This is a genomic window from Rhodococcus sp. JS3073 (genome assembly GCF_026810085.1).
In the GTDB taxonomy this organism is placed as follows: Bacteria; Actinomycetota; Actinomycetes; order Mycobacteriales; family Mycobacteriaceae; genus Rhodococcus_F; species Rhodococcus_F wratislaviensis.
This window is the reverse complement of sequence record NZ_CP113951.1, coordinates 2,425,117-2,431,996: the sequence shown is the minus strand read 5'-3', so window position 1 is coordinate 2,431,996 and position 6,880 is coordinate 2,425,117. Positions and strand designations below refer to the sequence as shown.

Here is a 6,880-nt window from a genome sequence, read left to right as displayed (position 1 = left end):
TCAGGCGATGCGGAACTGCGCGAGACCGCGAATCGGCCACTCGCCGTTGACGTCCGATGCGTCGCGACCCTGCCGGACGAGGTAGTCGGCGAAGTCGCGTTGCCGTTCGGCGTGCCAGCCGGCCTGATGCGTCATGATGTCGAGGGCCCGCAGATTCGGGTACTCCTGCGCGAGGGTCCGGGCGAGGTGTGCGGCGGCGATCGCGTCGGCCTCGGCCTCGTGGGCGTCCTCCAGCGCGATGCCGTAGTGCTCGCACACCGCGCCGAGTGTGCGCCTGCCCTTCCGGTACCGGTCCATCTCGCGATCGATGACGTAGGGGTCGACCACGATGCCGGTGACGAGTTCGGTCAGCCCGAGGCGCAGTCCCTCGGTGTGCATGACGGTCAGGTCGTAGGAGGCGTTGAACGCGACGACGGCATGGTCGCGGGTCCATGCATCGTGCAATGCCTCACGGATCTCGCCGTATCCGGTGGCGTAGTCCTGTCCGTGGGCCCGGGCGTACTCCGTGGAGATTCCGTGCACGTCCGAGGCCTCCTGCGGGATGGGGACCTCCGGGTCGAGCAGCCAGGTTCGCGACTCGAAGTGGTGAGCGTCGACGACGGCGATACACGCGGAGACGATGCGGGCATCGGTGGGGTCGGGTCCCGTCGTCTCCAGGTCGAACGCGCAGATCGGTCTGTCCGACCAGCTGGTCATGGGGCCCTCTCGGTGGTGATTCGGTGCCCGCCCAGTATCTGCCGCGGGACCCGCCGGATCCGGGACCGACACGGCGGGGATGCCAGGTTGTCGTGGCCGGTCGCCGGGGGTATCGTGTCCTCCGGTCTGCAGTTCGCCGAGGTCGTGAACTGCCCTTTCGAGAGAGCAAGGAGGTGTGGCATCCGAATGAGAAGCCAACCTCCGAGTACCAACTGAAACCGTTCCACCGGTAGGTGCGCGGTTTCACGGTCCGTGTTCCTCAGCGCCGTTCCGCGCTGCCCACTTTCCCTCGAAAGCCCCGTGTCATGCCTCAGCTGCGTCCGATCCGTTCCCTCCTCCCCAGCCGTTCCGCCGGTCTGTCCGACGCCGACGCCGGTCACGCGGTGACCCGCCGGCCCGTCGAACCGACGCCTGCAGAGGAAACGGTGGTCAACAGCGCCGTCTACCGCGACGGCCGGAAGACGGCCACCCCGGCCACCCTGTCGGAGGCCCTCGCGAGCCTGCCGGACGCGTCGTCGATGGCGTGGATCGGGATGTACCGGCCGAACGACACCCAGTTGTATGCGGCAGCAAAGCAATTCGACCTCCACGAGCTGGCCGTCGAGGACGCGATCGTCGCCCACCAGCGGCCCAAGCTGGAGCGCTACGGCAAGACGCTGTTCGTGGTCCTGCGCGCCGCGCGGTACTGCGACGAGACCGAGCGCGTCGAATTCGGTGAGCTGCACGTCTTCTGCGGTCCGACGTTCGTGCTCACGGTCCGGCACAGCGAATCCCCCGACCTGTCGGCGGTCCGCCGCCGGATGGAGAGCAACCCGGACCTGCTCCGGCTCGGACCCGAGGCAGTCCTCTACGCCATCCTCGACGCGGTGGTCGACGGGTACGCACCGGTGGTGGCCGGACTGCAGAACGACATCGACGAGATCGAGACCGAGGTGTTCAGCGGAGCACCGGGCGTGTCACGGCGCATCTACGAACTCACCCGCGAGGTCATCGAATTCCAGAGGGCCACAAGGCCGCTGCTCGGGATGCTGCGCGGGTTGTCGGCGGGATTCGAGAAGTACAACACCGACGAGGAACTGCAGCGTTATCTGCGTGACGTCACCGACCATGCGACGGTCGTCGTGGAGCGGGCCGACAACTTTCGTCAGCTGCTCGGGAACATCCTCACCGTCAACGCCACCCTGGTGTCGCAGGAACAGAACGAGGAGATGCGCAACCTGACCCAGGCCAGCTATGCGCAGAACGAGGAGATCAAGAAGGTGTCGGCGTGGGCGGCGATCCTCTTCGCGCCCACCCTGATCGGGACCGTGTACGGCATGAACTTCGACCACATGCCCGAACTGCACTGGGTCGGTGGGTATCCGTTCGCCCTGTCGCTGATGATGCTCACCTGTGCCGGCCTGTACACGATCTTCAAACGCCGCGGCTGGTTGTGAGCGGGGCCGGCTGCGGGCGGTGCCCGCAGCCGGCCGGCGCCTGCCGTCAGAGTTCGTCGACGCAGACGACGAACTTGCGCTCGGAGTATTCGTAGCCGTTGGACGACGTGCTGCACGAGTCCACGGACGTGGCGCCCTGCACGATCTCCGTCACCTTCACACCGTCGACGGCCGTGGTGTCGCCGCAGTCGATGCGCGCGGGATCCTCGCCACCGACGTCCATGCACCCGCCGACGACCCAGTCCACGTCGAGGCAGATCGCGCCCTGCTCGACGCCGCCGAGGGTTTCGTAGTAGTACGAGTCGGCGTCGCTGATGCACTGGCTGTTCTTCGCGGCCTTGGCGATCACCTTGTAGTTCGAATCGGCGCTGCCGCACACCGCCTTGTCGATCTCGGCGTCCGTGACGGTGCCGCCGAGCTTCACGCACTCACCGATCGCGACCTCGAAGTCGACGTCGCCGCCGGCGTCCTCGCCTTCCTGCCCATCGATCACGGTGGTCGATTCGCTGGACGTGGTGGCCGCGGAGGCACCCGACTCCGGCACCGCGGTGGGCGTCGTGTCCGAACCGCACCCGGCCACCAGAACTGCCGTCGCCGACAACGCGACGACTGCGGTACACACCCGCCGAACTAACCCTGTCATGTCTGACCCCTCCGTCAGGTGACCGTCCGCCACCCGTTCCTCCGAGATGACCGCTGCCACCTCGATCGTGTCCACCGCGATTGCCGTGTCGCGCATTATTTGATTACATCGCTGTCCGATTTGCCAATCGTGGTGACAGTATGGACGGGTGGATCTCCCCGTGATGCCTCCGTTACAGCCGATGCTCGCGAAGGCTGCGTCGTCCGTTCCGGCGCAACCGGAGTCCGGGCTCGCCTGGTCCTACGAACCGAAATGGGACGGTTTCCGCACCCTCGTCTTCCGCGACGGCGACGAGGTGGTGCTCGGGTCCCGCGGCGGAAAGGATCTGGCCAGGTACTTTCCCGAACTCGTCCGGGCGGTGAAGGACGAACTGCCGGAGCGGTGCGTGGTGGACGGCGAACTCGTCGTCCCACGCAGCATCGACGGCCGCACCCGGCTCGACTGGGAGTCGTTGTCCGAGCGCATTCATCCGGCCGAGAGCCGGGTGACGATGTTGTCGGAGAAGACCCCGGCCCAGTTCGTCGCGTTCGATCTGCTCGCCCTGGGCGACCGCGACCTCAGCCGGGAGGACTTCTCCGTGCGCCGTGCGCAGCTCGTCGACACCATCGGCGGCGGACCCAGCTGCCACGTCACCGCGGCCACCGAATCCAGTGCGACGGCCACCGAGTGGTTCGAGGCGTTCGAGGGGGCCGGCCTCGACGGGGTGGTGGCGAAGAAGCTGGTCGGCCCGTACCTGCCGAACAAGCGGGAAATGGTGAAGGTGAAGCACGCCCGCACCGCCGACTGCGTCGTCATCGGATACCGGCCGCACAAGAGTCAGCCGGGGATCGGGTCGATGCTGCTCGGACTGTACGACGGCGACCAGATGGCGATGGTCGGCGGTGCATCGGCGTTCACGGCGGCGCGACGGATCGAACTGCTCGCCGAACTCGACGAGCTACGCGTCGGCGACGACGTCGTCGCGGACGGGGCGCCGACGCGGTGGCAGTCGGGCAACGACCGAACCTGGGTGCCGTTGCGCCCCGAACGCGTCGTCGAGGTGGCGTACGACCAGATGGAGGGTGCCCGGTTCCGGCACGCCGCGCGGTTCCTGCGCTGGCGCCCGGACCGGACGCCCGACGAGTGCACGTTCCAACAATTGGAGGTCCCGGTGCGATACGACCTTGCCGACGTCCTGGCCGGAGGTTCCTAGATGGCGAGTCCTGCCGAAGAACTCGACGTCGACGGCGTCGCCGTGCGGCTGTCGAATCCCGACAAGATCTACTACCCGAAACTCGGCGCCGAGGGTGGCACGAAACGGCACCTGGTGGAGTACTACCGGACCGTGGCTCTCAACGGTGCGCTGCTGACCGCCCTGTTCGATCGGCCGACGCATCTGCAACGGTTCCCGGACGGGATCGAAGGCGAGGAGATCTACCAGAAGCGGGTTCCCGCGAAGCGCCCCGACCACGTCGACTCGTGCGAGGTCACGTTCCCGTCCGGCCGCAAGGCCGACGTGCTCCGCGTGCGTAGCGCCGCGAACATCGTGTGGGCGGCGAACCTCGGCAACATCACGTTCCATCCGTGGGCGGTCCGGTGCCCCGACGTCGATCACCCCGACGAACTGCGCATCGACCTGGACCCGCAGCCGGGGACCGGATTCGACGACGCCCGGGCGGTCGCGCTGGACGTGCTCCGGCCGCTGCTGGACGAACTCGGCCTCGTCGGCTACCCCAAGACCTCGGGCGGCCGCGGGCTGCACGTGTATCTCCGCATCGAACCGCGCTGGGACTTCATCGAAGTGCGGCGTGCCGGCATCGCCCTCGCGCGGGAGATCGAGCGGCGCAGCGGCGACCGGGCCACCACGTCCTGGTGGAAGGAGGAACGCGGCGAACGCATCTTCCTCGACTTCAACCAGAACGCCAGGGACAAGACGATCGCGTCCGCCTACTCGGCCCGCAAGACGCCGATCGCGACCGTGTCGACACCGGTCACCTGGGAGGAACTCGTCGACGTCGACCCCGACGACTTCACCATCGCGACCGTGCCCGCGTTGCTCGAGAAGCGCGGCGATCCCATGGCGACCATGGGTGACGTGGCGCAATCGCTGGACGTGCTGCTGGAGATGGCGGAGCGGGACGCCGCGAACGGTCTCGGCGATCTCCCGTACCCACCCAATTACCCGAAAATGCCGGGGGAACCCAAGCGGGTACAACCGAGTCGGGACCGAGACCGCAAATAGCCGGCGCTCACGTAGGCTCGGGACGGTCGGGTCGGGAACAATGTGAGGTCGCCATGGAACGTACGACAGTCGGTACTGCCGGACTGGTCCTCGGTGTCGTCGCGACGGCACTCGGGACTCTGATGATCGCGCCGGCCACCGCGTCGGCCGTCTCCCTGTCCTGTGTGTCACCACCGGGCCGGGGTGACACCACGGTCGTCGACCGCACCGCGTGCGGGGCCAACGCCGACACGAGCAGTAATTCGGCGGCGTTCGGCACGGACGGTGTCGGTTTCGCCGATGCAGCGCACGCGGGTGCGGCGCTCGGCGCCGGACTGGGCGGCGGTGTCGGTGCGGCCGAGGCGCGTCGTGGCGCCGTCGCCGCGGTGGCGGTCGGGCCAAAGAGCGTCGCGATCGGAACGGTCGACACCGCCGGTCCCGCGCTGGTGCTGAGCGGTCCGGGAGGGCAGGCGCTCGTCGCGGATCCGGCGAAGGGCGTGGTGTGCGCCGGTGGACCGTCGCTCGCGATCAATTTCCTTGCAGGTCAAGCGTGTCTGAGCGACGGCATAACAGTGTGGCGGCTTCCCTGAACGACACCCCGGTCCGCGTCGTATGGTGACGGTAGTCACAATGGGCTGACGCAACTGCCGTAGGACATACGGCAGCGAGATCGGAGGTGGTCGATGACGACCAGCGTTCGAGTTCCCCGGCCCGCGTCCGCACCGCGGACGGAGCTGCACGTCGACCCGCGGTTCCTGCCGCTCGCCGACCGGTTCTTCGCGATGTACCGGCAACCTCAGCACGGCGGCGGGGCGCTCACCGCGTACTTCCGGGGTGAGAAAGTCCTCGACATCTGGGCGGGCTGGGCAGACCGCGACCGCCGGTGGGACCGCGACACCGTCGCCCTGTCGTTCTCGACGGGAAAGGGCGTGGCCAGCACGGTCGTCCACCGGCTCGCCGAGCGTCGGCTGATCGACTACGACGCGCCCGTCGCGCGCTACTGGCCCGAGTTCGGCGCCGCAGGCAAGGACGGCATCACCGTCCGCGAACTGCTCACCCACCGGGCCGGGCTGCACAAGGTCCGGGGTCTGATGCGGAGCCCGCTCGATCTCCTCGACTACGACGCCGTCGTCCGGGCCCTGGCTGCCACCCCGGCGGATCCGCGCAGGCTCCGCGGTCCCGGGTATCACGCCGTCACCTACGGGTGGCTGGTGGCCGAACTGATCGCACGCGTCACCGGAAAGCCGTTCGTCCAGGTCGTGCAGGACGAAATCGCAGGCCCGCTCGGCGTCGACGACTTCTGGTATCAGGTTCCCGGACAGCACCGTCCGCGGATCGCGAAGCTGTTTCCGCACATCAACCCGGCCGGACTCAACTGGGAGCTCACGTCGAACGTGCTCTCGCTCGTCGGTCCCACCCGCGGCCTCGCCGAGGCGGCGATGCCGCAGGGGTTCGACGTGCTGGTCCGGAATCCCGCGGTGCACGACGCGGTGATGCCCGGCTGGAACGGCGTGTTCAGCGCGCGGGCGCTCGCGCGCATGTACGGCGCCATCGCCAACGGGGGCAGGCTGGACGGGCACCGGTTCCTGCGCAAGTCCACCATCGCGCAGATGTCGCAGGTGCAGACACACGACCGCGACTACGTCCTCGGTATCCGGCCGCAGTGGTCCCTCGGCTACCACCGGCCGATCCTCGCGTCCCGGGAACAGCCGCGGAACGCGATCGGGCACTACGGCGTCGGCGGGTCCGGTGCCTACGCAGACCTCGACAGCGGACTGTCCCTGGGCTTCGTCACCAACCGCCTCGGCAGTTCCCTCACGGCTCTCGGTGATCTTCGTCTGGCCCGGCTCGGTGTCGAGGCGCAGGCGATCGTCCGGAACGGCAAGTAACCACGAAAGGAATCCT

The 6,880-nt window shown here is 68.1% G+C and carries 7 protein-coding genes; 5 read left to right on the top strand and 2 right to left on the bottom strand.

From position 1 onward, the window contains the following. Window positions 1-696, bottom strand: coding sequence for a 3'-5' exonuclease (locus OYT95_RS11105; protein WP_112301077.1), 696 nt, complete (start codon window positions 694-696; stop codon window positions 1-3). A 305-nt stretch (window positions 697-1,001) separates the two neighbouring features. Between OYT95_RS11105 and OYT95_RS11100 the strand changes: the two genes are divergently transcribed. Beyond that, entirely contained in the window at window positions 1,002-2,132 is a 1,131-nt protein-coding gene (locus OYT95_RS11100; protein WP_112301076.1) for a magnesium and cobalt transport protein CorA, read from the top strand. A 46-nt stretch (window positions 2,133-2,178) separates the two neighbouring features. Here the strand turns inward: OYT95_RS11100 and lppU are convergent, their stop codons facing one another. Next, window positions 2,179-2,775, bottom strand: a complete 597-nt coding sequence (gene lppU / locus OYT95_RS11095; protein ID WP_037232942.1) for an LppU family putative lipoprotein — start codon at window positions 2,773-2,775, stop codon at window positions 2,179-2,181. Window positions 2,776-2,923: 148 nt separating this feature from the next. Between lppU and OYT95_RS11090 the strand changes: the two genes are divergently transcribed. The 4 genes from OYT95_RS11090 to OYT95_RS11075 all read left to right on the top strand — a co-directional run bounded on the left by OYT95_RS11090 (window position 2,924) and on the right by OYT95_RS11075 (window position 6,864). Beyond that, a complete protein-coding gene (locus tag OYT95_RS11090) occupies window positions 2,924-3,967 on the top strand; it encodes an ATP-dependent DNA ligase (RefSeq protein ID WP_037232780.1) in 1,044 nt (347 codons plus the stop codon). Further along, on the top strand, window positions 3,968-4,996 hold the full coding sequence (locus tag OYT95_RS11085; protein WP_037232782.1) for a DNA polymerase domain-containing protein: 1,029 nt from the start codon (window positions 3,968-3,970) through the stop codon (window positions 4,994-4,996). Window positions 4,997-5,049: 53 nt separating this feature from the next. Then, window positions 5,050-5,565: a DUF6764 family protein gene (locus tag OYT95_RS11080; protein WP_128639792.1), complete on the top strand. Its 516-nt coding sequence runs from the start codon at window positions 5,050-5,052 to the stop codon at window positions 5,563-5,565. A 93-nt stretch (window positions 5,566-5,658) separates the two neighbouring features. After that, complete coding sequence (locus tag OYT95_RS11075; protein ID WP_112301073.1) at window positions 5,659-6,864, top strand: serine hydrolase domain-containing protein; 1,206 nt, start codon at window positions 5,659-5,661, stop codon at window positions 6,862-6,864. The last annotated feature ends 16 nt before the right edge of the window (window positions 6,865-6,880 follow it).

Excerpts from the sequence above, each read along its gene's own strand:
- OYT95_RS11105 (WP_112301077.1), bottom strand. The coding sequence starts at position 696 with ATGACCAGCTGGTCGGACAGACCGATCTGCGCGTTCGACCTGGAGACG.
- OYT95_RS11100 (WP_112301076.1), top strand. The coding sequence starts at position 1,002 with ATGCCTCAGCTGCGTCCGATCCGTTCCCTCCTCCCCAGCCGTTCCGCC.
- lppU (WP_037232942.1), bottom strand. The coding sequence starts at position 2,775 with ATGACAGGGTTAGTTCGGCGGGTGTGTACCGCAGTCGTCGCGTTGTCG.
- OYT95_RS11085 (WP_037232782.1), top strand. The coding sequence starts at position 3,968 with ATGGCGAGTCCTGCCGAAGAACTCGACGTCGACGGCGTCGCCGTGCGG.
- OYT95_RS11080 (WP_128639792.1), top strand. The coding sequence starts at position 5,050 with ATGGAACGTACGACAGTCGGTACTGCCGGACTGGTCCTCGGTGTCGTC.
- OYT95_RS11075 (WP_112301073.1), top strand. The coding sequence starts at position 5,659 with ATGACGACCAGCGTTCGAGTTCCCCGGCCCGCGTCCGCACCGCGGACG.